Origin of the sequence: Cryobacterium psychrophilum, assembly GCF_004365915.1 — a bacterium.
GTDB lineage: Bacteria > Actinomycetota > Actinomycetes > Actinomycetales > Microbacteriaceae > Cryobacterium > Cryobacterium psychrophilum.
In genome coordinates this window covers 1,455,314-1,479,664 of record NZ_SODI01000001.1, presented here as the reverse complement: position 1 = coordinate 1,479,664, position 24,351 = coordinate 1,455,314, and the positions used below count along the sequence as shown (strand labels likewise).

At 62.5% G+C, this 24,351-nt stretch carries 31 protein-coding genes and 1 pseudogene; 31 read left to right on the top strand and 1 reads right to left on the bottom strand.

Annotated features, from left to right (window positions below):
• Positions 1–74: 74 nt before the first annotated feature.
• From fusA to map, 25 genes are all read left to right on the top strand, one after another.
• The gene (fusA, locus tag EDD25_RS06885; RefSeq protein WP_134172625.1) at positions 75–2,189 is read left to right on the top strand and encodes an elongation factor G; all 2,115 of its coding nucleotides are present in this window, start codon (positions 75–77) and stop codon (positions 2,187–2,189) included.
• A 134-nt stretch (positions 2,190–2,323) separates the two neighbouring features.
• Entirely contained in the window at positions 2,324–3,517 is a 1,194-nt protein-coding gene (tuf, locus tag EDD25_RS06880) for an elongation factor Tu (RefSeq protein WP_134172624.1), read from the top strand.
• A gap of 501 nt (positions 3,518–4,018) precedes the next feature.
• A complete protein-coding gene (rpsJ, locus tag EDD25_RS06875) occupies positions 4,019–4,327 on the top strand; it encodes a 30S ribosomal protein S10 (protein ID WP_134172623.1) in 309 nt (102 codons plus the stop codon).
• 8 nt (positions 4,328–4,335) lie between these two features.
• On the top strand, positions 4,336–4,995 hold the full coding sequence (rplC, locus tag EDD25_RS06870; protein ID WP_134172622.1) for a 50S ribosomal protein L3: 660 nt from the start codon (positions 4,336–4,338) through the stop codon (positions 4,993–4,995).
• Between the two features lie 5 nt (positions 4,996–5,000).
• The gene (rplD, locus tag EDD25_RS06865; RefSeq protein WP_134172621.1) at positions 5,001–5,651 is read left to right on the top strand and encodes a 50S ribosomal protein L4; all 651 of its coding nucleotides are present in this window, start codon (positions 5,001–5,003) and stop codon (positions 5,649–5,651) included.
• On the top strand, positions 5,651–5,953 hold the full coding sequence (gene rplW, locus EDD25_RS06860) for a 50S ribosomal protein L23 (protein WP_134172620.1): 303 nt from the start codon (positions 5,651–5,653) through the stop codon (positions 5,951–5,953). Before rplD ends, rplW begins: the two co-directional genes overlap by 1 nt.
• A 24-nt stretch (positions 5,954–5,977) precedes the next feature.
• A complete protein-coding gene (gene rplB / locus EDD25_RS06855; protein ID WP_134172619.1) occupies positions 5,978–6,817 on the top strand; it encodes a 50S ribosomal protein L2 in 840 nt (279 codons plus the stop codon).
• A 9-nt stretch (positions 6,818–6,826) separates the two neighbouring features.
• A complete protein-coding gene (gene rpsS, locus EDD25_RS06850; protein WP_035834613.1) occupies positions 6,827–7,108 on the top strand; it encodes a 30S ribosomal protein S19 in 282 nt (93 codons plus the stop codon).
• 26 nt (positions 7,109–7,134) lie between these two features.
• Positions 7,135–7,500 (top strand): 50S ribosomal protein L22, encoded by a 366-nt coding sequence (rplV, locus tag EDD25_RS06845; RefSeq protein WP_035834614.1) that lies wholly within the window; start codon positions 7,135–7,137, stop codon positions 7,498–7,500.
• Positions 7,500–8,276, top strand: coding sequence for a 30S ribosomal protein S3 (gene rpsC / locus EDD25_RS06840; RefSeq protein ID WP_134172618.1), 777 nt, complete (start codon positions 7,500–7,502; stop codon positions 8,274–8,276). Before rplV ends, rpsC begins: the two co-directional genes overlap by 1 nt.
• 2 nt (positions 8,277–8,278) lie before the next feature.
• Positions 8,279–8,698 carry a 50S ribosomal protein L16 gene (rplP, locus tag EDD25_RS06835; RefSeq protein ID WP_134172617.1) on the top strand — a complete coding sequence of 140 codons (420 nt, stop codon included), beginning with the start codon at positions 8,279–8,281 and terminating at the stop codon, positions 8,696–8,698.
• Positions 8,698–9,042 (top strand): 50S ribosomal protein L29, encoded by a 345-nt coding sequence (gene rpmC / locus EDD25_RS18150; protein WP_134172616.1) that lies wholly within the window; start codon positions 8,698–8,700, stop codon positions 9,040–9,042. Before rplP ends, rpmC begins: the two co-directional genes overlap by 1 nt.
• A gap of 2 nt (positions 9,043–9,044) precedes the next feature.
• Positions 9,045–9,344, top strand: a complete 300-nt coding sequence (rpsQ, locus tag EDD25_RS06825; protein WP_134172615.1) for a 30S ribosomal protein S17 — start codon at positions 9,045–9,047, stop codon at positions 9,342–9,344.
• Between the two features lie 35 nt (positions 9,345–9,379).
• Entirely contained in the window at positions 9,380–9,748 is a 369-nt protein-coding gene (gene rplN / locus EDD25_RS06820) for a 50S ribosomal protein L14 (RefSeq protein WP_134172614.1), read from the top strand.
• Between the two features lie 2 nt (positions 9,749–9,750).
• A complete protein-coding gene (gene rplX / locus EDD25_RS06815) occupies positions 9,751–10,110 on the top strand; it encodes a 50S ribosomal protein L24 (RefSeq protein WP_134172613.1) in 360 nt (119 codons plus the stop codon).
• Entirely contained in the window at positions 10,110–10,712 is a 603-nt protein-coding gene (gene rplE, locus EDD25_RS06810; RefSeq protein WP_134172612.1) for a 50S ribosomal protein L5, read from the top strand. The genes rplX and rplE overlap by 1 nt, the downstream gene beginning before the upstream one ends.
• 193 nt (positions 10,713–10,905) lie before the next feature.
• Positions 10,906–11,304, top strand: a complete 399-nt coding sequence (rpsH, locus tag EDD25_RS06805) for a 30S ribosomal protein S8 (RefSeq protein ID WP_134172611.1) — start codon at positions 10,906–10,908, stop codon at positions 11,302–11,304.
• A gap of 6 nt (positions 11,305–11,310) precedes the next feature.
• Entirely contained in the window at positions 11,311–11,847 is a 537-nt protein-coding gene (gene rplF / locus EDD25_RS06800) for a 50S ribosomal protein L6 (RefSeq protein ID WP_134172610.1), read from the top strand.
• A 3-nt stretch (positions 11,848–11,850) separates the two neighbouring features.
• The gene (gene rplR, locus EDD25_RS06795) at positions 11,851–12,222 is read left to right on the top strand and encodes a 50S ribosomal protein L18 (protein WP_134172609.1); all 372 of its coding nucleotides are present in this window, start codon (positions 11,851–11,853) and stop codon (positions 12,220–12,222) included.
• Positions 12,219–12,929: a 30S ribosomal protein S5 gene (gene rpsE, locus EDD25_RS06790; RefSeq protein WP_134172608.1), complete on the top strand. Its 711-nt coding sequence runs from the start codon at positions 12,219–12,221 to the stop codon at positions 12,927–12,929. The genes rplR and rpsE overlap by 4 nt, the downstream gene beginning before the upstream one ends.
• Entirely contained in the window at positions 12,929–13,111 is a 183-nt protein-coding gene (gene rpmD / locus EDD25_RS06785; protein ID WP_174775401.1) for a 50S ribosomal protein L30, read from the top strand. Before rpsE ends, rpmD begins: the two co-directional genes overlap by 1 nt.
• Positions 13,111–13,701, top strand: a complete 591-nt coding sequence (gene rplO, locus EDD25_RS06780) for a 50S ribosomal protein L15 (RefSeq protein WP_134172607.1) — start codon at positions 13,111–13,113, stop codon at positions 13,699–13,701. Before rpmD ends, rplO begins: the two co-directional genes overlap by 1 nt.
• 114 nt (positions 13,702–13,815) lie before the next feature.
• Entirely contained in the window at positions 13,816–15,138 is a 1,323-nt protein-coding gene (gene secY, locus EDD25_RS06775; RefSeq protein ID WP_134172606.1) for a preprotein translocase subunit SecY, read from the top strand.
• Complete coding sequence (locus EDD25_RS06770; RefSeq protein WP_175182976.1) at positions 15,135–15,749, top strand: adenylate kinase; 615 nt, start codon at positions 15,135–15,137, stop codon at positions 15,747–15,749. The genes secY and EDD25_RS06770 overlap by 4 nt, the downstream gene beginning before the upstream one ends.
• A gap of 18 nt (positions 15,750–15,767) precedes the next feature.
• Entirely contained in the window at positions 15,768–16,598 is an 831-nt protein-coding gene (gene map, locus EDD25_RS06765; protein ID WP_241986274.1) for a type I methionyl aminopeptidase, read from the top strand.
• Positions 16,599–16,717: 119 nt separating this feature from the next.
• On the opposite strand, the gene EDD25_RS06760 is transcribed toward map, so the two are convergent.
• Positions 16,718–18,652, bottom strand: coding sequence for a BglG family transcription antiterminator (locus EDD25_RS06760; RefSeq protein ID WP_134172605.1), 1,935 nt, complete (start codon positions 18,650–18,652; stop codon positions 16,718–16,720).
• A gap of 226 nt (positions 18,653–18,878) precedes the next feature.
• Between EDD25_RS06760 and EDD25_RS06755 the strand changes: the two are divergent.
• From EDD25_RS06755 to EDD25_RS06730, 6 genes and pseudogenes are all read left to right on the top strand, one after another.
• Positions 18,879–19,073 (top strand): annotated as a pseudogene (locus EDD25_RS06755) (PTS sugar transporter subunit IIB); the annotation flags it as partial.
• Positions 19,074–19,202: 129 nt separating this feature from the next.
• A complete protein-coding gene (locus EDD25_RS06750; RefSeq protein WP_134175239.1) occupies positions 19,203–19,469 on the top strand; it encodes an HPr family phosphocarrier protein in 267 nt (88 codons plus the stop codon).
• 77 nt (positions 19,470–19,546) lie between these two features.
• Positions 19,547–21,217, top strand: a complete 1,671-nt coding sequence (gene ptsP / locus EDD25_RS06745; protein ID WP_422386763.1) for a phosphoenolpyruvate--protein phosphotransferase — start codon at positions 19,547–19,549, stop codon at positions 21,215–21,217.
• Positions 21,214–22,692: a PTS mannitol transporter subunit IIBC gene (locus EDD25_RS06740; RefSeq protein WP_134172603.1), complete on the top strand. Its 1,479-nt coding sequence runs from the start codon at positions 21,214–21,216 to the stop codon at positions 22,690–22,692. Before ptsP ends, EDD25_RS06740 begins: the two co-directional genes overlap by 4 nt.
• A complete protein-coding gene (locus EDD25_RS06735; RefSeq protein WP_134172602.1) occupies positions 22,689–23,126 on the top strand; it encodes a PTS mannitol transporter subunit IIA in 438 nt (145 codons plus the stop codon). Before EDD25_RS06740 ends, EDD25_RS06735 begins: the two co-directional genes overlap by 4 nt.
• Positions 23,123–24,271: a mannitol-1-phosphate 5-dehydrogenase gene (locus tag EDD25_RS06730; protein WP_134172601.1), complete on the top strand. Its 1,149-nt coding sequence runs from the start codon at positions 23,123–23,125 to the stop codon at positions 24,269–24,271. The genes EDD25_RS06735 and EDD25_RS06730 overlap by 4 nt, the downstream gene beginning before the upstream one ends.
• The last annotated feature ends 80 nt before the right edge of the window (positions 24,272–24,351 follow it).

Here is a 24,351-nt window from a genome sequence, read left to right as displayed (position 1 = left end):
GAGACCTGTTCTCGACGTGCCCGACCGGCGGCAGTGTTCAACTTTTCCCACCCCTACCCTTCCGGAGGACCCCCGTGGCACTTGACGTGCTCACCGACCTGAGCAAGGTCCGCAATATCGGCATCATGGCTCACATTGATGCTGGCAAGACCACCACGACTGAGCGCATCCTGTTCTACACGGGTGTCAACCACAAGATCGGTGAGACCCACGACGGCGCCTCAACGATGGACTGGATGGCGCAGGAGCAGGAACGTGGCATCACGATCACCTCCGCTGCGACGACATGTTTCTGGGACAACAACCAGATCAACATCATCGACACCCCGGGTCACGTTGACTTCACCGTGGAGGTGGAGCGTTCGCTCCGCGTCCTCGACGGTGCTGTCGCCGTATTCGATGGCAAGGAGGGCGTTGAGCCCCAGTCCGAAACCGTGTGGCGTCAGGCCGACAAGTACGACGTTCCCCGCATTTGCTTCGTCAACAAGATGGACAAGCTCGGCGCCGACTTCTACTTCACGGTCGACACCATCATCAAGCGCCTCGGCGCGAAGCCGCTGGTTCTCCAGCTGCCGATCGGTGAAGAGTCAAGCTTCGAGGGTGTTGTAGACCTCGTTCAGATGCGTGCACTCACCTGGCGCGGAGACTCCAAGGGTGACGTGGAGATGGGCTCGAAGTACGCCATCGAAGAGATCCCCGCCGACCTCGTTGAGAAGGCTGCTGAGTACCGCACGCTTCTTCTCGAGACCGTCGCCGAAACCGACGATGACCTCATGGAGCGCTACTTCGCCGGTGAAGAGTTGACGGTTGCCGAGATCAAGGGCGCCATTCGCAAGCTCACGATCAATAGCGAGATCTACCCGGTTCTCTGTGGTTCTGCTTTCAAGAACCGCGGCGTTCAGCCGATGCTCGACGCTGTCATCGATTACCTCCCGACGCCGCTCGACGTGCCTGCCATTGAGGCGCACGACCCGCGCGACGAAGAGAAGATCATCATGCGTCACCCGGATTCTGCGGAGCCGTTTACGGCCCTCGCATTCAAGGTTGCGGTGCACCCGTTCTTCGGTCGCCTCACCTACGTGCGCGTGTACTCCGGCCGCCTCGACAGCGGAGCCTTCGTCACCAACTCGACCAAGGGCAAGAAGGAGCGCATCGGGAAGATCTTCCAGATGCACGCCAACAAGGAGAACCCGGTGGCCTTCGTGACCGCCGGTCACATCTACGCGGTCATCGGCCTCAAGGACACCACCACCGGCGACACCCTGTGCGACCCGAACAAGCAGGTCGTACTTGAGTCGATGACGTTCCCTGATCCGGTTATCGAGGTTGCCATCGAGCCGAAGACCAAGCAGGACCAGGAAAAGCTGGGTCTCGCGATCCAGAAGCTGGCCGAAGAAGACCCCACCTTCCGTACCGAGCAGAACCAGGAAACTGGCCAGACGGTAATCAAGGGAATGGGTGAACTTCACCTGGACATCCTCGTCGACCGCATGAAGCGTGAATTCAACGTGGAAGCAAACGTCGGCAAGCCCCAGGTTGCGTACCGCGAGACGATCCGCAAGGCCGTCGAGCGTCACGACTTCACGCACAAGAAGCAGACCGGTGGATCCGGCCAGTTCGCGAAGATTCAGATCGCGATCGAGCCGATGGAAATCACTGCAGACAAGTCGTACGAGTTCTTGAACAAGGTCACCGGTGGACGTATCCCGCGTGAATACATCCCCTCCGTGGATGCCGGAATCCAGGACGCCCTGCACGTGGGTATCCTTGCCGGTTACCCCATGGTCGGCGTTCGGGCAAGCCTGCTCGACGGTGCCGCACACGACGTCGACTCCTCGGAGATGGCGTTCAAGATTGCTGGTTCGATGGGCTTCAAGGAAGCCGTTCGCAAGGCAAACCCCGTATTGCTCGAGCCGCTGATGAGCGTCGAAGTTCGCACCCCTGAGGAATACATGGGTGACGTAATCGGAGACCTCAACTCGCGTCGTGGGCAGATCCAGACCATGGAGGACGCACAGGGCGTGAAGGTAATTCGCGCACACGTCCCCCTCTCCGAGATGTTCGGATACATCGGTGACCTGCGGTCGAAGACCTCAGGACGCGCCGTGTACTCGATGACTTTCGAGAGCTATGCGGAGGTCCCGAAGGCTGTAGCCGACGAGATCATCAACAAGAATAAGGGCGAATAGCCTTCAAGGTGGCCTTAGGGCCGAATCGCTTGGGCCACCTGGCCCGAGTAACATAAGTAGACACATCCAGCGCATCCCCGATTGGTCTTAATGACAATCGTGAATTTGCACGCGAGTCCTGAGGAGGACCCACAGTGGCCAAGGCCAAGTTCGAGCGGACAAAGACGCACGTAAACATCGGAACCATCGGTCACGTTGACCACGGAAAGACCACGCTGACTGCAGCGATCTCCAAGGTCCTTGCCGACACGTTCCCGTCCAAGATCAATGTTCAGCGGGACTTCGCGTCGATTGACTCGGCTCCCGAGGAACGCCAGCGCGGCATCACCATCAACATCTCGCATGTTGAGTACGAGACCGACAAGCGCCACTACGCGCACGTCGATGCTCCGGGCCACGCTGACTACATCAAGAACATGATCACCGGTGCTGCTCAGATGGACGGCGCAATCCTCGTGGTTGCTGCTACTGACGGCCCGATGGCCCAGACCCGTGAGCACGTTCTGCTCGCGAAGCAGGTTGGCGTTCCCACCCTGCTCGTCGCACTGAACAAGGCCGACATGGTTGACGACGAAGAGATCATGGAGCTCGTTGAGCTCGAAGTTCGCGAGTTGCTTTCCAGCCAGGGCTTCGATGGCGACAACGCTCCCGTTGTAGCGGTCTCCGCACTCAAGGCGCTTGAGGGCGACCCGAAGTGGACCGCAAACATCCTCGAGCTCATGACGGCCGTCGATGAGTACATCCCGGACCCCATCCGCGACAAGGACAAGCCGTTCTTGATGCCGGTTGAGGACGTCTTCACGATCACCGGTCGTGGAACCGTTGTCACGGGTCGCGCCGAGCGTGGAACCCTGAAGATCAACTCCGAGGTCGAGATCGTCGGAATCCGCAAGACCCAGAAGACCACGGTCACTGGTATCGAGATGTTCCACAAGCAGCTCGACGAGGCGTGGGCCGGCGAGAACTGTGGACTTCTTCTTCGTGGCACGAAGCGCGAAGACGTTGAGCGCGGCCAGGTTGTCGTCAAGCCGGGTTCGGTTACGCCCCACACCGACTTCGAGGGCACCGCGTACATCCTCAGCAAGAACGAGGGTGGACGTCACAACCCGTTCTACGCGAACTACCGCCCGCAGTTCTACTTCCGCACCACCGACGTCACCGGCGTCATCACGTTGCCCGAGGGCACCGAGATGGTCATGCCCGGCGACACCACCGACATGACGGTCGCGCTGATTCAGCCGATCGCCATGGAAGAGGGCCTCGGCTTCGCGATTCGTGAAGGTGGCCGCACCGTCGGCGCCGGAACGGTGACGAAGGTCATCAAGTAGCACCCCCTTTCTGCAGGCTCGCTCGTCGAGCCCGTCGAATCTAAGAAGGGCCGGATCCCATGGATCCGGCCCTTTTTTGTGCGTACACACAGGAAACCCGGCGACACGCCGACGGCGACACGCCCGGGTTGCATGAAGTGCCACCGGTGTGGCAGACTCATCTAGTTCAGCATTTCCGGGTGTCGCGTCAGCGCGGCCCGGGATCACTACCAGGCAGTGCATAGCCGAGTTCTACTCCCTTAGTGGGGAGTCGGGGGCTCAGGTTAGGCCGTGGGTAGCAGAACACAGCCTAAATCAACGTTCGAATGGCGTGTTTTTTCACGCCCTTCCCCAGGTTCTGCTCTGGGAGCCGGCGCTGATCGGCTCGGGCCAATTCATTGGCGTGGGTCGAAATTGACATATGAACAGTGGTGCGACAGCAGCAGTGCTACTACGGCGTCCAATGCAACCTCTGCAACAAGCAGTTGTATGTAAGACGCCTCAACAGAGAGAGAGTTCGACATGGCGGGACAGAAGATCCGCATTCGACTTAAGTCGTATGACCACGAGGTCATCGACATTTCGGCACGGAAGATCGTCGATACAGTGACCCGCGCGGGCGCTACGGTAATCGGCCCCGTGCCGCTTCCGACCGAGAAGAACGTGGTGTGTGTTATCCGTTCTCCTCACAAGTACAAGGACAGCCGGGAGCACTTTGAGATGCGCACCCACAAGCGTCTGATCGACATCATTGACCCGACGCCGAAGGCCGTTGACTCGCTTATGCGCCTCGACCTTCCGGCAGACGTCAACATCGAGATCAAGCTCTAGGGGCCGCGATGTCTTACTCAGATACCAAGACCACCAAGGGTCTCCTCGGCAAGAAGCTCGGCATGACCCAGGTGTGGGACGAGAACAACAAGCTTGTTCCCGTTACCGTCATCGAGATCGCGCCGAACGTTGTCACCCAGATCCGTACCAAGGCCGTCGACGGCTACAACGGCGTTCAGATCGCCGCCGGTGCCATCGACCCGCGCAAGATCACCAAGCCCCTTGCCGGCCACTTCGACAAGGCCGGCGTCACGCCGCGCCGTCACATCACCGAGCTCCGCACTGCGGATGCCGCTGACTACGCCCTGGGACAGGAACTCACCGTTGACGGTGTGTTCGCTGCCAACACCAAGGTTGATGTCATGGGCACCAGCAAGGGTAAGGGTTTCGCCGGCGTTATGAAGCGTCACAACTTCAAGGGTGTCGGCGCTTCGCACGGTTCGCACCGTAACCACCGCAAGCCCGGTTCCATCGGTGCTTCATCGACCCCGAGCCGTGTCTTCAAGGGCATGCGCATGGCCGGTCGTATGGGTGGCGAGCGCGTTACCGTGCTGAACCTCAAGGTGTACTCGGTTGACGCCGCCAACGGCGTCATGCTCGTCAAGGGCGCCGTTCCCGGTGCTCGTGGCCGACTCGTATTCGTCCGCAACGCAGTGAAGGGAGCGTAGTTAATATGACTACTGCACTCGACATCCTCGACGCCAAGGGTGCGAAGGCCGGCTCTGCTGAGCTGCCCGCCGAACTCTTCGACGTCGCGGCCAACATTCCGCTCATCCACCAGGTCGTTGTCGCGCAGCTCGCTTCGGCACGGCAGGGAACCTCCAAGGTCAAGCGCCGTGGAGAAGTTTCCGGTGCTGGTCGCAAGCCGTTCAAGCAGAAAGGAACCGGTCGCGCTCGTCAGGGCTCGATCCGTGCTCCTCAGATGACCGGTGGTGGCATCGTCCACGGACCGACGCCTCGCAGCTATGACCAGCGCACCCCGAAAAAGATGATCGCCGCAGCCCTCAAGGGTGCACTGTCCGACCGCGCACGTGGCGGCCGCCTGCACATCGTTGAGTCGCTCTTCACGGCCGAGACTCCCAACACGAAGACCGCTCAGGCCCTGCTCACGCAGATCGCCAGCAGCAAGCACGTTCTTGTGATTCTCGAGCGTACCGACGAGTCGACACTGCGAAGCATTCGCAACCTTCCGACGGTTCACATCCTCTCGTGGGACCAGCTCAACGCCTATGACGTGCTCGTCAGCGACGACATCGTCTTCACCAAGGGCGCGTTCGACGCGTTCGTGGCGAGCAAGACCAAGAAGGAAGAGGTGTCCGCATAATGGCTACCGCGATTAACAAGGACCCCCGCGATATCATCATCGCTCCGGTCGTCTCTGAGAAGAGCTACGGCTTGATCGACGAGGGCAAGTACACGTTCATCGTTGACCCCCGTTCGAACAAGACGGAGATCAAGCTCGCGATCGAGTCCATCTTCAAGGTAGAGGTCGCTTCGATCAACACCCTGAACCGCGTGGGCAAGACACGTCGCACCAAGTTCGGAATGGGCAAGCGCAAGGACACCAAGCGTGCCATTGTCACGCTCAAGTCCGGCTCCATCGACATCTTCACGGCCGTCGGCTAAGCGGCGCGGACAAGAGGAACAGAAATGGCAATTCGTAAGTACAAGCCCACGACCCCGGGTCGTCGCGGTTCATCCGTTGCCGACTTCGCGGAAATCACTCGCTCCACCCCGGAAAAGTCGCTTCTGCGGCCGCTTTCCAAGACCGGTGGACGTAACAACCAGGGGCGCATCACGACGCGTCACATTGGTGGTGGCCACAAGCGCCAGTACCGTGTGATCGACTTCAAGCGCAACGACAAGGATGGCGTCAACGCTCGCGTTGCCGAAATCGAGTACGACCCCAACCGCACGGCGCGCATCGCGCTCCTGCACTTCATTGACGGCACGAAGCGTTACATCATCGCGCCGAACAAGCTGAGCCAGGGCGATGTCATCGAGTCGGGAGCCGGGGCTGACATCAAGCCCGGTAACAACCTGCCTCTGAAGAACATCCCCACCGGTACCATCATTCACGCGATCGAGCTGCGTCCGGGTGGTGGCGCCAAGATGGCCCGCTCCGCTGGTTCGTCGGTTCGCCTCGTCGCGAAGGAGGGCGTTTACGCCCAGCTTCGTCTGCCGTCCGGAGAAATCCGCAACGTCGACGCTCGCTGCCGCGCAACGATCGGCGAGGTCGGCAACGCCGAGCAGTCGAACATCAACTGGGGCAAGGCCGGCCGTATGCGCTGGAAAGGCGTTCGCCCGACAGTTCGTGGTGTAGCCATGAACCCGGTCGACCACCCGCACGGTGGTGGAGAGGGTAAGACGTCCGGTGGACGTCACCCGGTCACCCCGTGGGGCCAGAAGGAAGGGCGCACCCGCCACCCGAACAAGGAAAGCGACAAGCTCATTGTTCGTCGCCGCACCGTCGGCAAGAAGCGTAAGTAGGAGTAGACGATGCCACGCAGTCTTAAGAAGGGCCCATTCGTTGACGACCACCTGCTCCGCAAGGTAGTCACGGCGAACGAGGCCAAGAGCAAGAACGTAATCAAGACCTGGTCGCGCCGCTCGATGATTATCCCCGACATGCTCGGACACACCATCGCAGTGCACGACGGTCGCAAGCACATCCCGGTGTTCGTCACCGAGAGCATGGTTGGGCACAAACTCGGTGAGTTCGCCCCCACGCGCACCTTCCGTGGACACGTGAAGGACGACAAGAAGGGCCGTCGCCGCTAGCGCGGTGGCGTGAAGGAGGAGAAGAAATGGTGGAGTCGATCGCACGCGTGCGTCACATCCGCGTTACCCCCCAGAAGGCTCGTCGCGTTGTCAACTTGATTCGCGGCAAGCAGGCGCATGAAGCGCTGGGCATTCTGAAGTTCGCACCCCAGGGTGCGAGCGATCCGGTGTACAAGCTGGTGGCCTCGGCCATCGCCAACGCCCGGGTCAAGGCAGATGCTGCGAACACGTATCTGGACGAGCAGGACCTGTTCATTAGCCGGGCATTCGTTGACGAGGGTACGACCCTCAAGCGTTTCCAGGCTCGTGCGCAGGGTCGCGCTTTCGAAATCAAGAAGCGCACCAGCCACATCACGGTTGTGCTCACCACTCCTGAGGAGGGTACGAAGTAATGGGTCAGAAAGTAAATCCATATGGCTTCCGTCTGGGAATCACGACCGACCACGTGTCGCGTTGGTTCTCTGACAGCACGAAGCCCGGCCAGCGTTACAGCGACTTCGTCGCTGAAGACGTCAAGATCCGCAGCCTGTTGAGCACCAGCCTCGACCGTGCCGGCGTTTCTCGCATCGAGATCGAGCGCACTCGCGATCGTGTTCGCGTTGACATTCACACCGCCCGTCCGGGCATCGTGATTGGTCGCCGCGGCGCGGAAGCCGAGCGCATTCGCTCCGACCTCGAAAAGCTCACCGCCAAGCAGATCCAGCTGAACATCCTCGAGGTCAAGAACCCCGAGCAGGATGCACAGCTTGTCGCCCAGGGCATCGCCGAGCAGCTCTCCGCTCGTGTGGCTTTCCGCCGCGCGATGCGTAAGGGCCTGCAGGGCGCCCAGCGCGCCGGAGCCAAGGGTGTTCGCATCCAGGTTTCCGGTCGTCTCGGTGGCGCTGAAATGAGCCGTTCGGAGTTCTACCGCGAAGGCCGTGTGCCACTGCACACGCTTCGTGCGAACATCGACTACGGCTTCTACGAGGCCAAGACCACCTTCGGCCGTATCGGCGTGAAGGTCTGGATCTACAAGGGCGACATCACCAACAAGGAACTCGCTCGCGAGCAGGCCAACGCTAAGTCGTCCCGCCCCGAGCGTCGTGACGACCGACCACGCCGTGCCCCTCGCGCTGAGGCGCCGGCAGCAGCGGCAGCGGCTCCGGTCGCAGCAGGAGTTGAGGCATAACCATGTTGATTCCACGTAGAGTGAAGCACCGCAAGCAGCACCACCCCGGCCGTACTGGCCACGCAACCGGTGGCACCACGGTGGCGTTCGGTGAGTACGGTATCCAGGCGATGAGCCCCGCGTATGTGACCAACCGTCAGATCGAGTCCGCTCGTATCGCCATGACGCGTCACATCAAGCGTGGCGGAAAGGTGTGGATCAACATCTACCCCGACCGCCCGCTGACCAAGAAGCCGGCCGAAACCCGCATGGGTTCCGGTAAGGGTTCTGTCGAGTGGTGGGTTGCCAACGTCAAGCCGGGTCGCGTTCTCTTCGAGCTCAGCGGTGTCACTGACGCCGTTGCCCGCGAAGCGCTGACCCGCGCTATTCATAAGCTGCCCCTCAAGGCACGCATCATCAAGCGCGAGGAGGGCGACGCATAATGGCGATCGGAACCAAGGAGCTCGCCCCAGTCGAGCTCGACACATATGAAAATGAGCGACTGTTCGACGAGCTGAAGAAGGCCAAGGAAGAGCTGTTCAACCTGCGCTTCCAGTCGGCCACCGGCCAGCTCGAAAGCCACGGCCGCCTGCGCGCCGTGAAGCGCGACATCGCTCGCATCTACACCGTTCTGCGCGAACGTGAGCTGGGCATTCGTGCCACTCCCGTTGCAGTCGAGGCTCCGGCCAAGGCTGAGAAGGCAGAGAAGAAGACCAAGAAGGCCAAGGCCGCAGTGGAGTCCACCGACGACGCCGCAGCCGAGACCGTCGACACGAAGGAGGCCTAGTCATGGCGAAGACTGACGATAAGGTCGTCGCAGCCGAGACTGAAGCTCTCGTTCGCGGTTACCGCAAGACACTGCGTGGTTACGTGACCAGCGACAAGATGAACAAAACCATCATTGTCGTGGTCGAAGACCGCGTGAAGCACCCGCTGTACGGCAAGGTCATCCGCCGTACGTCCAAGCTGAAGGCTCACGATGAGGCGAATTCCGCCGGCATCGGAGACCTGGTCCTGATCAGTGAGACCCGTCCGCTCAGCGCTTCCAAGCGCTGGCGCCTGGTCGAGATTCTTGAGAAGGCCAAGTAAGCCTCGCGCTTACTTGACTACAGAGGAGTAACAAAATGCTTCAGCAAGAATCACGCGTCAAGGTTGCCGATAACTCCGGCGCCAAGCAACTCCTGACCATCCGCGTTCTCGGAGGCTCCGGCCGTCGTTACGCCGGACTGGGCGACGTCATCGTCGCCACGGTCAAGGACGCCATCCCGGGCGGCAACGTCAAGAAGGGTGACATCGTCAAAGCTGTCATCGTTCGCACCAAGAAGGAGACCCGTCGTTCAGACGGCTCGTACATCAAGTTCGATGAGAACGCTGCAGTGATCTTGAAGGCTGACGGTGACCCCCGTGGCACCCGAATCTTCGGACCGGTCGGTCGCGAGCTTCGCGACAAGAAGTTCATGAAGATCATCTCGCTGGCACCGGAGGTTATTTAATCATGGCCAGAATCAAAAAGGGCGACCTCGTCCAGGTCATCACCGGCCGTAGCCAGGCTCGCGGGGGAGACCGTGGCAAGCAGGGCAAGATCATCTCTGTTGACGTCGAGAAGAACCGTGTCCTCGTTGAGGGCATCAACTTCGTGACCAAGCACGTTCGCGTTGGTCAGACCCAGCGCGGCACCAAGACCGGCGGCATCGAGACGTTCGAGGCAGCTATTCACGTGTCCAACGTTGCGATCGTCGACCCGGAGACCAAGAAGCCGACGCGCGTTGGCTTCCGCACCGAAGAGGTAACGAAGGACGGCGTCGCTAAGACTGTTCGCGTTCGTTACGCCAAGAAGTCGGGTAAGGACCTCTAATGACTGACTCCGCAGTAGCAACAGAAGCTGCGGCTCCGGCTGGCAAAATCCAGCCGCGGCTCAAGCAGAAGTACACGAGCGAAATTCGCGCTCAGCTTTCCGCTGACCTTGGATTCACCAACGTTCACCGCATCCCCTCGCTGACGAAGATCGTTGTCAACATGGGTGTCGGAGAAGCAGCGCGCGACGGCAAGGTGATGGATGGTGCGGTTTCTGACCTCACCAAGATCACCGGCCAGAAGCCGCAGGTCACCAAGGCTCGCAAGTCGATCGCGCAGTTCAAACTGCGTGAGGGCCAGCCCATTGGCGCGCACGTCACCCTTCGTGGCGACCGCATGTGGGAGTTCCTCGACCGTCTGCTGGGCCTTGCTCTTCCGCGTATCCGCGACTTCCGCGGCCTCTCGGACCAGCAGTTCGATGGCAACGGAAACTACACCTTCGGTCTCACGGAGCAGGTTATGTTCCACGAGATCGACCAGGACCGTATCGATCGTGTTCGCGGAATGGACATCACTGTTGTGACGACCGCCAAGAACAACGACGAGGGTCGCGCGCTGCTCAAGGCGCTCGGCTTCCCGTTCAAGTCGGTAGAAACCAAGTAGCCACCACAACTAGTCGTCAAATTCGACTAGTGTGGGTAGCTTGCGCTTAGTAAGGACCTCAACGCTGTTGAGGACTTCAGGTCCAGCGCAATAACTTCAACTCGGGGGCCGGCCATCCGACCGGCCCCCTCACCACCACAGGTCGTCATCCGTGTAACGGGTGAGCGAAACCAGGCGAGAAAGGCACCACAAAATGACAATGACAGATCCGGTCGCAGATATGCTGACCAGACTGCGCAACGCTAACTCGGCGTACCACGACACAGTGTCGATGCCGAACAGCAAACTGAAAGCGCACATCGCCGATATCCTCAAGGTACAGGGCTACATTTCAGCCTGGACCGTTACGGATGCCCGCGTTGGCCAGACCCTCACGCTCAACCTGAAGTTCGGTTCGAACCGTGAGCGCTCCATCGTCGGCATCAAGCGGGTTTCCAAGCCCGGGCTGCGCGTGTACGCAAAGTCGACTGAGATCCCAATGGTTCTCGGCGGCCTCGGCGTTGCCATCCTGTCCACCTCCAGTGGTCTGCTGACAGACCGCCAGGCTGAGAAGAAGGGCGTAGGCGGAGAAGTACTCGCCTACGTGTGGTAACCGACAATGTCACGTATTGGAAGACTGCCCATCCCGATCCCCGCTGGGGTAACGGTTGTGGCTGACGGCCAGGCCGTCTCCGTCAAGGGCCCGAAGGGCGAGCTCGCACTCGTCGTCGCCAAGCCCATCGAGGTCACGATCGAGGACGGTCACGTTCTCGTCACCCGTCCGAACGACGAGCGCGTTTCGCGTTCGCTTCACGGTCTGACTCGTACCCTCATCAACAACCAGATCATTGGCGTAACCGTTGGTTACACCAAGGGCCTCGAAATCGTAGGTACCGGTTACCGCGCGGCGCAGAAGGGCACCTCAGTTGAGTTCGCCCTCGGCTTCTCGCACCCGGTCGTCGTCGAGCCCCCCGTCGGAATCGTTTTGACCGTCGAGAGCGTCAACAAGCTCACGGTCAGCGGTATCGACAAGCAGGCTGTCGGCGAGGTCGCCGCCAACATTCGTAAAATTCGCAGGCCTGAGCCGTACAAGGGCAAGGGTGTGCGTTACGCCGGCGAGATTGTTCGCCGCAAGGCCGGAAAGAGTGGTAAGTAAGCCATGGGACTGGGAACTAGAGGCAAGAGCAAGTCCGCTGCCCGCGGACGCAGGCACACACGTCTTCGCAAGAAGGTCGAGGGAACGGCGCTGCGCCCGCGCCTCGTCGTTACGCGTTCGGCACGCCACGTATTCGTCCAGGTCGTTGACGACAGCAAGGGTTTCACCCTCGCGTCGGCATCCACTCTCGAGACTGACATGCGCACCTTCGATGGTGACAAGACCGCCAAGGCCCGCAAGGTCGGCGAACTTGTTGCTGAGCGCGCGAAAGCCGCCGGGATCGAGTCCGTTGTATTTGACCGTGGTGGCAGCAAGTACGCGGGTCGCGTCGCAGCTATCGCCGATGGAGCTCGAGAGGGTGGATTGAACCTGTGAGCACTGAAACCAGCAAGACCGAAACAACTGCACCCGTTGCAGTCGCCGAAGCCCCGGTGGAGACCGCTGCTTCAACGGCACCCGCACAGAACGAGCCTCGTGAGGCTCGTCGTGGTGGCCGTGAGCGCAACCCCAACAAGGACCGCGGAAGCCGCGATGCCGACAAGAGCCAGTTCCTGGAGCGCGTCGTCACCATCAACCGTGTTTCCAAGGTCGTCAAGGGTGGTCGTCGCTTCAGCTTCACCGCTCTCGTCGTTGTCGGAGACGGTAACGGCCTCGTCGGCGTTGGATATGGCAAGGCCCGCGAGGTGCCGACCGCTATCTCCAAGGGCGTCGATGAAGCGAAGAAGAACTTCTTCCGCGTTCCTCGCGTTGGTCTGACGATCCCGCACCCCGTTCAGGGTGAAGCCGCAGCAGGCGTTGTTCTGCTTCGTCCGGCCGCAGCAGGTACCGGCGTTATCGCCGGTGGCCCGGTTCGCGCCGTACTGGAGTGCGCCGGCATCCACGACGTTCTGAGCAAGTCGCTCGGCTCGTCGAACACCATCAACATCGTGCACGCCACGGTGGAGGCGCTGCGCCAGCTCGAAGAGCCGCGTGCGGTTGCGGCTCGCCGCGGCCTTGCATACGAGGACGTGGCCCCGGCCCGTTTCCTTCGTGCCGATGCCGCAGCAGCAGCCGCTGCAGCAACAGCAAAGGCAGGTGCGTGATGGCTCAGCTGAGGATCACACAGATCAAGTCCAAAATTAGTGAGAAGCAGAACCAGCGCGACACGCTTCGCAGTCTGGGTCTCCGACGCATTGGCGCCGTCACGATCCGCGAGGACAACTCGCAGAACCGTGGCTACGTCAACACCGTCGCTCACCTCGTGAAGGTCGAGGAGATTGACTAATGGCTGACGAGAAGGAAGCTACCAAGACGGTAGCCGACAAGCCCGCCACGAAGAAGGCAGCAGCCCCCAAGGCTGCAGCGCCCAAGACTGCCGCGAAGAAGGCGCCCGCCGCCGCTGCTGCTGCAGTCAAGGACGAGCCGAATGCGCCCCGCGAGCACGTGCTGAAGGTACACCACCTTCGCCCGGCTCCCGGAGCAAAGAAGACCCGTCAGCGCAAGGGCCGCGGTGAAGGATCCAAGGGTAAGACCGCGGGTCGTGGAACCAAGGGCACGAAGGCACGTTACAACGTGCGCGTCGGCTTCGAGGGTGGGCAGATGCCTCTGCACATGCGTACCCCGAAACTGCGTGGATTCAAGAACCCGTTCCGGGTCGAGTACCAGGTTGTAAACCTGGAGCGTCTGGAAGAGCTGTACCCGACCGGAGGAGATGTCACCATCGCCAGCCTGGTTGCCAAGGGCGCAGTCCGGGACAACGAGAAGGTCAAGGTTCTCGGTAACGGTGAAATTACAGTTAAACTGACCGTATCGGTCGACAAGGTCTCTGGCTCAGCACTGCAGAAGATCGTCGCCGCTGGTGGATCTGTAAAGTAATTCCTTAGACGCACACGTCGAGCTTGTCGGAGTCACCAATCGAGAATCGTTGGTGGCTCCGGTCAGGCTCGATCTGCGTTAAGCTCGTTTTACGTTACAAACTGGAGGCCTTTTTTGTTTAGCGCCATTGCGCGGATTTTCCGCACGCCTGACCTTCGTAAGAAGATCGGCTTCACCCTGGGCATTATTGCCTTGTTCCGACTGGGCTCGTTCATTCCAGCCCCCTTTGTGGACTTCGGCAACGTGCAGGCTTGTCTTGCAGCCAACCAGGGCACCGACGGCCTCTATGAGTTGGTGAACCTCTTCAGTGGTGGCGCGCTCCTCAAGCTGTCCGTGTTCGCACTGGGCATCATGCCGTACATCACGGCCTCGATCATCGTGCAGCTGCTGCGCGTGGTCATTCCCCACTTCGACACCCTCCACAAAGAGGGTGCCTCCGGTCAGAGCACTCTGACCCAGTACACCCGTTACCTCACGATTGCCCTGGGCATTCTGCAGTCGACCACGCTCATCACCGTGGCCAGGAGCGGCGCCCTATTCGGGACAAACTCCAGCACCGAGTGCACGCAGCTGATCACGAATGACGCGTGGTACGCCATCATGCTCATGGTGATCACCATGACCGCCGGAACCGGCGTGATCATGTGGATGGGTGAACTCGTCACCGAACGCGGTGTCGGCAACGGTATGTCACTGTTGATCTTCACGTCGATCGCGGCGCTTTTCCCGGCCTCGCTGACCTCAATTGCTACCGCGCAGGGCCTCGACGTTCTTCTCCTCGTGCTCGCGGTCGGACTCCTGGTCGTCGCAGCGGTGGTGTTCGTTGAACAGTCGCAGCGCCGAATCCCGGTGCAGTACGCCAAACGGATGGTCGGTCGTCGTACCTACGGCGGGAACAACACGTACATTCCGATCAAGGTCAACATGGCCGGTGTCATCCCGGTGATCTTCGCCTCCTCGCTGCTGTACCTGCCCGCCCTCATCGCCCAGTTCAACCAGCCGGCCGCCGGTCAATCGCCGGCCGCGTGGGTTGTCTGGATCACGAATAACCTCACCTCGGGCGACCACCCGCTGTACATGGCGATGTACTTCCTCCTCATCATCGGCTTCACCTACTTCTACGTTGCGATCACGTTCAACCCAGAAGAGGTCGCCGACAACATGAAGAAGTACGGCGGATTCATCCCGGGCATCCGGGCCGGACGGCCGACGGCCGAGTACCTCGACTTCGTGCTGACCCGCATCACCCTTCCGGGGTCGATCTATCTGGGTCTGATTGCGCTACTGCCGCTCGTCGCCTTCTCGGTAATCGGGGCAGACCAGAACTTCCCGTTCGGCGGCGCGAGTATTTTGATCGTTGTCGGCGTCGGGCTCGAGACGGTCAAACAGATCGACTCGCAACTGCAACAGCGACATTATGAGGGGCTCCTTAAATGACCCGACTGCTACTGATTGGACCGCCCGGCGCGGGCAAAGGCACCCAGGCCACTCGTCTGGCCGAAGCCTTTGTCGTTCCGGCCGTCTCCACGGGAGACATCTTCCGGTTCAACGTGAAGAACGAGACCGCACTCGGACTGCAGGTGAAGGCGTTCATGGACGCCGGCGCCTACGTTCCCGACACGTTGACCAACGCCATCGTGAAGGACCGCCTGGGGGAATCCGACGCTGCTTCCGGGTTCCTGCTCGACGGCTACCCGCGCACGACCGACCAGGTCGCAGAGCTGGACCGTCTGCTCGATGACGAGGGCACGAAACTTGACGCTGTTGTCCTGATCACGGCGGACACCGATGAGGTCGTCTCTCGGTTGCTCAAGCGCGCTGAGGAGCAGGGCCGCGCTGATGACACGGCCGACGTCATCCGTCACCGTCTGGACGTCTATGCGGAGCAGACTGCCCCGCTGATCGACGTCTACAGTGCTCGCGGGCTGGTCATCACCATTGACGGCCTCGGTGCCGTTGACGTTGTGACCGACCGGATCCTCGCGGCCCTTGCTGACCGCGGATTGCACGCCACCAACACCATCGAAAAGGCTGCGAACCCTTCGTAGCTAGTCTGTAGGAAATCTGTGAGCTTTCGTCGCTCAATTTACAAAACCCCGGCGCAGTTGCGACTGATGGTCGCTCCCGGCCTGGCCACGGCGGCATCGCTCGCCGCGGCCAGAGCGGCCGCCGTTCCCGGTGCCACGACCCTCGACGTGGATGCCGCGGCGGAGGCCGCAATCGTCGCCCTTGGCGGCAAGTCCAACTTCAAGCTCGAAGAGGGCTATAACCACACGGTGTGTGCTTCCGTGAACGACGAGGTCGTACACGGCATCCCGACCGGTCGAGTACTGGTTGCCGGTGACATCCTGTCGGTCGACAGTGGAGCCATCATCGAGGGCTGGAACGGTGACGCCGCCTTCAGCATCGTCATTCCGGATCCCGATCGACCCGACGTGGTGGCCGAGCGCCAGAAGCTCTCCGACGTCACCGAGCAGTCCCTGTGGCACGGCATTGCAGTGTTGGCGACCGGCCGGTGGCTCAACGAGGTCGGCGACGCGATCGAAGACTACGTGGAGAGCCAGGGTCCCTACGGGATCCTCACCGACTACGTGGGTCACGGTATCGGACGCGCGATGCACGAGGACCCACCCGTATTCAACTACCGGGTGAGTTCACGCGGCCCGCAGATCAAGCCGGGACTCGTCGTGGCCATCGAACCGATGGTCGTGATGGGATCGATCGAGACCACGGTGCGGCCCGACGACTGGACCATCGCCACAACCGACGGCCTGGCCGCAGCGCACTGGGAGCACAGCATCGCCGTGCATCAGGACGGCATCTGGGTGCTCACTGCCGAAGACGGTGGCGCCGCTGGCCTCGCCCAGTTCGGCATCGTTCCTGTCCCCATCCCCTAACGCCCTGTCGCGGCACGCGTCCGAACCCGCGGCACGCGTCCGAACCCGCGGCACGCGTCTGAGCGCGTGCCGCGGGTCGTAACGCGTGCCGAGGCGTGCGTGGCAGGCCGGTGGGCTGGCTACTTGTCCATCAGGTGCACGAGGCTGTCGATGAACGATGGAAAGTCCACGGAACTCCTGATCAGGTGCTGCACGTCGGCCCGGTCGGTGAAAACCTCGACGAACTGATCAAAGACCGCCTGGAATGAGGCGCGGCCGGCGGCGCTGAATGCGATGAGCGCCACAACCGTGACGCGGCTGTCGCCCCAGTCCATGGGGGAGTCGTTGACCACAATGGCAATGGACGTGCGCTGTGCGGTCATGGCCATGGCGTGCGGCACCGCGAGGTTGTCGGTGAACGCCGTTGAGGACATCCGCTCGCGTTCAAGGGCGCCGTGCACGTAGGCCTCGTCGATCACGCCGTGACGCATCATACGGGCGCCGAGCTCGCGAATCATGGCCTCTTCGTCACCCACGTAGAAGTTGCGCAGGAACAGTGACTCGTCAAAGAACTGAAGCAGATCGTCCTTGATCTGGGCGCGGCGGCGGAGGCGGCGCACGCGGATGGCGGCCCGGCGGATGCGGTCAATGTCGCCCTCGGTGAGGAACGGTTGAATGACGAGGACGCCAGCGGCGGGAACGGGTGGTTCAATCGTCGTGAGTACGAGGTCGGCGTGCAGGTCATCCCAATGCACGTCGCTGCGGGTGATCTGGGCGACCACGGTGAGATCGTCACCGAGCACGCGCTCGATGCGCTGCCGCAGCTGCACGTGCATCGTGTAATAGTTCGGGCACACGATCACGCACGTGACGTGTTCCTCGGTGTGGGACTGCTGCTCGAGGTGCGAGCCAACGTGCATGGCGATGTACGCGATCTCGTCGTCATTGATGAGGATCTGCTCGTGCCGCTGGAGTTCGCTCGCGATGAAGACCGCGAGTTCGTAGGTCATGGGATACGAGGTCTTGATCGACCGGGTCAGGGGGTTGCGTGAGTACTCGCGCACCTGCGCACGGTCGATGAGATTGCGCACGTGCAGTGTGAGCCGGGTGATGAAGTCGTCATCGGCGAGGTCCACCAGATATTCCTCGCTCGCCTGGCTGACGATGCGACGCACCACGGCCAGGTCGTCGGGGCGGGCGAAGGTCTGTGCCAGTACCTCCGTGGGCTGATCGTTTCCGGGCGTGACGACCCGGGTCTTGAGCAGGGCAATGAGGTAGGCGATGTCGCCGTCGTCGAGCGCGACACCAAAGTGCGTATCGATGAGGGCGGACAAGGCCGCGGTCATTTCTGCCGACGTGGCCGTCGTGCTCGCTATCGACGGGTCAGGGGCGGCAGCGTCGGGGGAGTCGCGCTTGCCGACGCGATCCACGGCGATGGCGACGTGCAGGAGCACGTTGTTGGTACCGAATTCGTTGACGAAGTAGCCCTGGGTATCGAGCATCGTGATGAGGTCGGTCTTGAACGCTTCGAGACTTTCGGAAGCGAACTCCCGTTGGATGGCGGCGAGCTCAAGCAACCCGCGCTTGCTCTCATCACGGAACATTCGGCTGAGCAACCGCCGACGGTCGGTCTCTGAGCCGACGAGGGACACGACGCTCCCGTGACGGGAGAGCGACAACCCTGAGTCCGGAAGGAGGGCACGGACACGACCCAGGTCGGCCTCGATCGTTGAGTCGCTCACGAACATGTCTGCCGCAAGCTCATACACGTCGAGCCCCGCCGCCCCATCGGTGAGCCGACGCACGAGCTGATACAGACGGTTCTGCGGAGTGTCGGTATCGACGGGCCGCTGCGGTTGCACTGTGGTGAAGGCCGCGTACGCGTCGCGGTTCAGCAGGTAGCCGGCCGGGCCCGATTCGATCAGGTTCAGCGGATGCGCCGCAGCCTTCACGTTGGTGACATAGCTGCGCACGCTCCGCGGTGTGACGCCAAGAAGATCGGCGAGTTCCCCCGCCGTCACCCAGCCGGGAGCGCGCAGCAGATAGTCGAGCATGCGCGTCTGCTTGCTACTCATGGTTCGCATCCGTCGCGTGCAGTCCCGACGCCCAGCCCCGTTGTGCACGACTGTTTCCGGCAACTCTCATACCTCTGATCGTACTCACCTCTTGTGAGTCGGCTCGGTTGCTCGCTCACCCGCAGGGCCGCTGCTTCCGGGGGTGCGGAAAGGTGTCTGCTGGCCCCCGACGGGGCCGCCGCGCACACTGGGAGGAACCCAAAATGAGCCGAGAAAGGGCGAATCAATGAGGATTCACGTTGTCTGTGGTGCCGGTGCCTCGAGCACCTTTGTCGCCCTGCGATTGCGCCGCACCGCCGCTCAGCGTGGCCTCGCCGTTCACGTGACGGCGGGAAGCGAATCAGATCTGGCCGACACCCTATCGGTGACAGATGTGCTGCTCATTGGCCCGCACCTTTCCGACAGGTTCGAGGCCATCGCGGAGCAGGCCGGCCTCTTCGGAGTGCGAGCCCGAATCCTGCCCGACTCCGTCTTCGCTGCCCGCGACGGTGAGGCGGCCCTTGACCTCGCCCTTGACAACGACCTCACACACGAAACGAAAGCCTCCGCAATTCTTGAACGCACGGTCCAAATCGGTTCCACCCACGGCCTGCACGCGCGCCCCGCCAAACTGTTCAGCCAGGCGGCTACCGCTGCGGGGATGCCCGTGACCATCACCAAGACGGGCGGGAAGACCGCCAACGCCGCCAGCATCCTCGGCGTCATCTCCCTGGGCATCAATCACGGCGATGAGGTGACGCTCGCAGCAGAGGGCGACAAGGCCGAGGCCGTTCTCGACAAACTCACCGAACTGCTGCTCACCGATCACGACGCGTAAGGCACACCATGGGCTCGCTCACCGAAATGCAGGGAATCGGCATTGGCCGCGGCATCGCAGTGGGTCGCGTTGTGCGCATGACGGAACCGCTGCCGGAACCCATCATGACCGCGGGCGCTCTCGCTCCGCAGGAGGAGGGCGCCCGGGCGACAGCGGCCCTGCACCGCGTTGCCGTCGACCTCACGGCCCGCGGGGAGCAAGCCGGCGGTACGGCCGGCGAGGTGCTTGAGGCGCAGGCCATGATCGCGGAGGATCCCACCCTCGTTGATGACGTCGGTGTGCGCCTGGCGGCCGGAGCCACGGCAGAACGTGCCGTGTTTGAAGCGTTCGTCGCCTTCCGCGACCTCCTCACCGAACTCGGCGGGTACATATCCGAGCGCGCGGGGGACCTCGATGATGTGTCGCGCCGGGTCATCGCGAGCCTCTCCGGCGTGGCAGCTCCCGGGGTTCCCGACCCGGGGCATCCGTTCATCCTGGTCGCCCGTGATCTCGCCCCGGCCGACACCGCAACGCTCGACCTCAGCATGGTGCTCGGCCTCGTGACCACCGACGGTGGACCCACCTCGCACACCGCCATCCTGGCGCGGGAGAAGTCCATCGTTGCCCTCGTCGGCGCAACGCTCGCCGCAGACCTTGAAGAGGGCACCGGGGTGATTCTGGATGCCGCCAACGGCGTGGTCATCGCCCAGCCGACGGCCGAACAGCTCGCCGACGCGCACGCTCGCAGTGCGGCCCGTGCCGCACTGGCGGAGGCGCCCGTCTCGCCGGGTCGCCTCGCCGACGGCTCCCCAATTCCCCTGCTCGCCAACCTCGGTTCCGCCGAGGGGGCCGAGCAGGCCGCGGTCCTCGGCGCCGAGGGCGTCGGACTGTTCCGCACCGAGTTTCTCTTTCTCGACTCCGTGACCGCGCCGACCGTCGCCGAGCAGAGCGCTCAATATGAGCGGATGCTGCGCGCGTTCCACGGCAAAAAGGTGGTCGTTCGCGCCCTCGACACCGGAGCCGACAAGCCGCTCGCCTTTCTCAACAATGCCCGCGAGGAGAACCCCGCGCTCGGGCTGCGCGGGCTGCGGGCACTGCGCGCCTCCGAGAACATTCTTCGGGACCAGCTCACGGCCCTCGCCCAGGCGGATGCCGTGACCGACGCCGAGCTGTGGGTGATGGCCCCGATGGTGGCCACCGTCGATGAGACGAAGTACTTCGCGGGACTCGCCCGCGAGCGGGGACTGCGCACCGCCGGGGTCATGGTGGAGGTTCCCTCCGCGGCCCTGCTGGCCGACCGGATTCTCGCGCACGCCGACTTCGCTTCCATCGGCACGAATGACCTCACCCAGTACACGCTCGCCGCCGACCGCATGCTCGGCACGGTTACCGCTTTCCAGGACCCGTGGAACCCCGCCGTTCTGCGCCTGGTCGGGGAAGTCGGGGCCGCAGGCGCGGCTCTGGGCAAACCGGTCGGGGTGTGTGGTGAGGCGGCAGCGGACCCGCTGCTCGCGGTCGTGCTCGTCGGCCTCGGCGCGACGAGCCTGTCCATGTCGGCGGCAGCCCTTGCCGATGTCCGGGCGGAGCTCGTCCGGTACACCACGACCCAGGCCCGACAACTCGCCGCCACGGCCCTCGCTGCGGACGGCGCCGGAGCCGCCCGTGAGGCGGCACGCGCGCTTCTGCTCACCTTCACCCGAACGGCGAAAGCAGTGCACTCCACTTACACAGCACCGAAATCATCACCGAAACGAAAGGCAGAACAATGACGACGACGTCAACCGGGACGACAAGCACGAGCGGGGGAGCCCGCGTGCATGTCCAGCGCTTCGGCACCTTCCTCAGCGGGATGATCATGCCCAACATCGCGGCATTCATCGCGTGGGGCTTGATCACGGCATTCTTCATTCCCACCGGCTGGACCCCCAACGAAACGGTCGCGGCGATGGTCGGCCCGATGATCGTGTACTTGCTCCCGCTACTCATCGCCAACACTGGTGGCCGGATGGTCTACGGCGTCCGCGGCGGCGTTGTCGCCACGATCGCGACCATGGGTGTCATCGTCGGCAGTGATATCCCGATGTTCATCGGGGCCATGCTCGTCGGTCCGCTCTCGGCGTACCTGCTCAAGAAGCTCGACGGGCTGTGGGCCGGCAAGGTCAAGCCCGGCTTTGAGATGCTCATCGACAACTTCTCCTCCGGCATCCTCGGCGCCATCCTCGCCCTGGGCGCGTTCTTCGGAATCGCCCCGGTCGTGACCGCCTTCAGCACCATGCTCGAGTCCGGCGTCAACTGGCTCGTCAGTAACAACCTGCTGCCGCTCGCGAGCATCCTGGTCGAGCCCGGCAAGGTGCTATTCCTCAACAACGCCATCAACCACGGCGTGTTCACGCCGATCGGCGTGCAGCAGGTTGCCGAATCAGGCAAGTCGCTACTCTTCCTGATCGAAGCGAACCCCGGCCCCGGCCTCGGCATCCTGCTCGCCTACTCGTTCTTCGGTCTCGGCCTCGCCCGGGCGAGCGCGCCCGGTGCGATCATCATCCACTTCCTCGGTGGCATCCACGAGATCTACTTCCCGTACGTGCTGATGAAGCCGATCCTGATCCTCGCAGCCATCGGCGGCGGAATGACCGGCGTTGCAGTCAACGTGGCCTTCCAGACCGGTCTGCGCGCTCCCGCCTCACCAGGCAGCATCTTCGCAGTTCTCCTGCAGACCGCGTCGGACAGCTACGTCGGCGTGATCCTGTCCGTCATCCTCTCCGCAACGGTGTCGTTCCTGATCGCCTCGGTCATCCTGCGGTCCAGCCGCAAGCGCGACATCGCCAATGGCCTCAACGGCGACCTCAACGCGGCCGTCTCGAAGACAGAGGCCATGAAGGGCAAGTCCAGCAGCGTCCTCAGCGGCCTCGCCGGCGCGGGCGCCGCTGCCGCCGACAGCCACCCCATCAAGAACATCGTCTTCGCGTGCGACGCCGGCATGGGCTCCAGCGCGATGGGAGCCTCCGTTCTGCGCAACAAGATCAAGAAGGCCGGCGTCGAGGGGATTACGGTGGTCAACCAGGCCATCGCGAATCTCGATGGCAGCGCCGATCTCGTGATCACGCACCAGGACCTGACGGATCGGGCGCGGGCGAAGTCACCGGACTCCATGCACGTGTCGGTCGATAATTTCATGAACAGTCCGAAGTACGACGACATCGTGAGCCTGCTGGAAACCCAGGAGAATGAAGGAGTCACCTCATGAACCAAATCCTCGAACCCCGCAACGTGATTGCTGCCGGAACCGCCCGCACGAGGGACGAGGCGATTCGTGAGGCTGGCGCGCTGCTCGTTGGCTCCGGCGCGGTCAGCGAGGACTACGTGGCGTCCATGTTCGAGCGCGAAGCATCCGTTTCAACGTACATGGGCAACACCCTGGCTATTCCGCACGGCACCAACGAAGCGAAGGAATCGATCCGGCGCTCCGCGCTCTCGCTCGTGCGCTACGCCGACCCGATCGACTGGAACGGCCAGCCGGTGCGGTTCGCCGTGGCCATCGCCGGACTGAACAACGAGCACCTGGAGATTCTCTCGAAGATTGCCATCGTGTTCTCTGACGAGGACGAGGTGCAGAAGCTCATCGACGCCAGTTCGGCCGAAGACATCTTTGCCCTGCTCGAGGAGGTCAACGCAGAATGAAAGCCATTCACTTCGGCGCGGGCAACATCGGACGCGGGTTCGTCGGACTCCTGCTGCATGAGGCCGGGTACGAGGTTGTCTTCGCCGACGTGAATTCAGCCCTCATCGACTCCCTGCAGGCCGCCGCGACCTACGACGTGCTCGAACAGGGCGAGGGCGGCCGCACCCACCGCGTCGACAACTTCCGCGCCATCAACAGTTCAACCGACGCGGAGGCGCTGATCGACGAGATCGCGACGGCCGACATCGTCACCACGGCGGTGGGGCCGAACGTTCTCAAGTTCGTGGCGCCCGTCATCGCGGCGGGGCTCGCTCGTCGTGCGGTGGAGCTCGCACCGCTCGCGGTGATCGCGTGTGAGAACGCGATCAACGCGACCGACCTGCTCGCCGAGCAGGTGCGCGGCCACGTGACCCAGGCCGATTGGCCGGGCGTTGCCTCCCGGGCGGCGTTCGCCAACACGGCCGTGGACCGCATCGTTCCCAACCAGGCCGCCGACGCGGGCACGTCCGTCACGGTGGAGGCCTTCTACGAATGGGTCATCGAACGGGGCGCATTCCGTGGCGCCGAACCCGTCATTCCCGGCGCCACCTTTGTGGACGACCTTGAGCCGTACATTGAGCGCAAGCTTTTCACGGTGAACACCGGCCATGCCACCATTGCCTACCTCGGTCACGAGGCGGGCGCGACGAGCATCGCGGAGGCCTTGCAGTTTCCGGAGGTCGTCGCCGTCGCCCGGCGGGTGCTCGAAGAGACCTCAGCCCTGCTCGTGGACAAGCACGGGCTCGACGAGGACGCGCAGCGTGCCTACCGGGAGAAGATCCTCACCCGGTTCAGCAACCCCGCCCTGCTGGACACCACCCTGCGGGTGGGGCGGCAGCCGCTACGCAAACTCAGCCGCACTGAGCGCTTCATCGGCCCGGCGGCGGAGATCGCCGAGTCGGGCACGACGCCGGTGGCGCTGCTCGAAGCCATCGGGGCCGCGCTGCGCTTTGCGGTTCCCACCGACGATCAGAGTGTCGAGCTGCAGCGGATGTTGCGGGCCGTGAGCGCGGAACACGTCGTACAGCAGGTCTGCGGGCTTGACCCGGCGCATCCGCTTTACGAACATGTGGTCCTCGAGGTGCGGCGCGCCCAAGGATTATAGGACTGAATTGCCAAAAGGCAATTTCATACCATAAGATTGACCCTTGGTGTCTGGCAACGTCGTTCGCGGCGTGTTCAAGC

Bases quoted from the DNA above. Each gene is read 5' to 3' on its own strand.
- rpsJ (WP_134172623.1), top strand. From the start codon at position 4,019: ATGGCGGGACAGAAGATCCGCATTCGACTTAAGTCGTATGACCACGAG.
- rplC (WP_134172622.1), top strand. From the start codon at position 4,336: ATGTCTTACTCAGATACCAAGACCACCAAGGGTCTCCTCGGCAAGAAG.
- rplD (WP_134172621.1), top strand. From the start codon at position 5,001: ATGACTACTGCACTCGACATCCTCGACGCCAAGGGTGCGAAGGCCGGC.
- rplW (WP_134172620.1), top strand. From the start codon at position 5,651: ATGGCTACCGCGATTAACAAGGACCCCCGCGATATCATCATCGCTCCG.
- rplB (WP_134172619.1), top strand. From the start codon at position 5,978: ATGGCAATTCGTAAGTACAAGCCCACGACCCCGGGTCGTCGCGGTTCA.
- rpsS (WP_035834613.1), top strand. From the start codon at position 6,827: ATGCCACGCAGTCTTAAGAAGGGCCCATTCGTTGACGACCACCTGCTC.
- rplV (WP_035834614.1), top strand. From the start codon at position 7,135: ATGGTGGAGTCGATCGCACGCGTGCGTCACATCCGCGTTACCCCCCAG.
- rpsC (WP_134172618.1), top strand. From the start codon at position 7,500: ATGGGTCAGAAAGTAAATCCATATGGCTTCCGTCTGGGAATCACGACC.
- rplP (WP_134172617.1), top strand. From the start codon at position 8,279: ATGTTGATTCCACGTAGAGTGAAGCACCGCAAGCAGCACCACCCCGGC.
- rpmC (WP_134172616.1), top strand. From the start codon at position 8,698: ATGGCGATCGGAACCAAGGAGCTCGCCCCAGTCGAGCTCGACACATAT.
- rpsQ (WP_134172615.1), top strand. From the start codon at position 9,045: ATGGCGAAGACTGACGATAAGGTCGTCGCAGCCGAGACTGAAGCTCTC.
- rplN (WP_134172614.1), top strand. From the start codon at position 9,380: ATGCTTCAGCAAGAATCACGCGTCAAGGTTGCCGATAACTCCGGCGCC.
- rplX (WP_134172613.1), top strand. From the start codon at position 9,751: ATGGCCAGAATCAAAAAGGGCGACCTCGTCCAGGTCATCACCGGCCGT.
- rplE (WP_134172612.1), top strand. From the start codon at position 10,110: ATGACTGACTCCGCAGTAGCAACAGAAGCTGCGGCTCCGGCTGGCAAA.
- rpsH (WP_134172611.1), top strand. From the start codon at position 10,906: ATGACAATGACAGATCCGGTCGCAGATATGCTGACCAGACTGCGCAAC.
- rplF (WP_134172610.1), top strand. From the start codon at position 11,311: ATGTCACGTATTGGAAGACTGCCCATCCCGATCCCCGCTGGGGTAACG.
- rplR (WP_134172609.1), top strand. From the start codon at position 11,851: ATGGGACTGGGAACTAGAGGCAAGAGCAAGTCCGCTGCCCGCGGACGC.
- rpmD (WP_174775401.1), top strand. From the start codon at position 12,929: ATGGCTCAGCTGAGGATCACACAGATCAAGTCCAAAATTAGTGAGAAG.
- rplO (WP_134172607.1), top strand. From the start codon at position 13,111: ATGGCTGACGAGAAGGAAGCTACCAAGACGGTAGCCGACAAGCCCGCC.
- EDD25_RS06770 (WP_175182976.1), top strand. From the start codon at position 15,135: ATGACCCGACTGCTACTGATTGGACCGCCCGGCGCGGGCAAAGGCACC.
- EDD25_RS06760 (WP_134172605.1), bottom strand. From the start codon at position 18,652: ATGAGTAGCAAGCAGACGCGCATGCTCGACTATCTGCTGCGCGCTCCC.
- ptsP (WP_422386763.1), top strand. From the start codon at position 19,547: ATGACGGAACCGCTGCCGGAACCCATCATGACCGCGGGCGCTCTCGCT.
- EDD25_RS06740 (WP_134172603.1), top strand. From the start codon at position 21,214: ATGACGACGACGTCAACCGGGACGACAAGCACGAGCGGGGGAGCCCGC.
- EDD25_RS06735 (WP_134172602.1), top strand. From the start codon at position 22,689: ATGAACCAAATCCTCGAACCCCGCAACGTGATTGCTGCCGGAACCGCC.
- EDD25_RS06730 (WP_134172601.1), top strand. From the start codon at position 23,123: ATGAAAGCCATTCACTTCGGCGCGGGCAACATCGGACGCGGGTTCGTC.